Source organism: Vibrio sp. 10N.222.52.B7 (assembly GCF_041474275.1).
In the GTDB taxonomy this organism is placed as follows: domain Bacteria; phylum Pseudomonadota; class Gammaproteobacteria; order Enterobacterales; family Vibrionaceae; genus Vibrio; species Vibrio crassostreae_C.
Genome location: NZ_JBFRTU010000143.1, coordinates 2,223 through 2,594 on the forward strand (window position 1 = coordinate 2,223; position 372 = coordinate 2,594).

Genomic DNA, 372 nt, shown 5'->3' on the forward strand with positions numbered 1-372 from the left:
GTCTCCATCATAGCTTTAGACATTGGAGGGAAATGTTCATCACTTCGCTCTTCCAAAATAATCTCAATTCGGTCAGCCTGAACTTGTTGAGTTTGTTCGGCTAGCTGATAGAGCTTATCAATCGTTTGTTCTCTTTTCATTGCCAGTTTCCGTAATGATTAACTAAGTACAAATTGTACAGCGATTAACAACAAACACAACAAAAACATGAACATACATTTATGAGTAAAATCACATAAAATAGACCGCGTTTTTACAATTTGATGAAACATCGCCTTAGACAAACACAAAAATGACTGTTTCTATCATGTATAACCATGCTATTTCTAGTCTACATTTTAAATGTTACAGCATCACTTATTTACAATGTAA

1 pseudogene is annotated in these 372 nt (G+C 33.6%); it reads right to left on the reverse strand.

Annotated elements, in window-relative coordinates:
• Positions 1-140: pseudogene (locus AB4512_RS21765) on the reverse strand (ParA family protein); the annotation flags it as partial.
• Between the last annotated feature and the right edge of the window lie 232 nt (positions 141-372).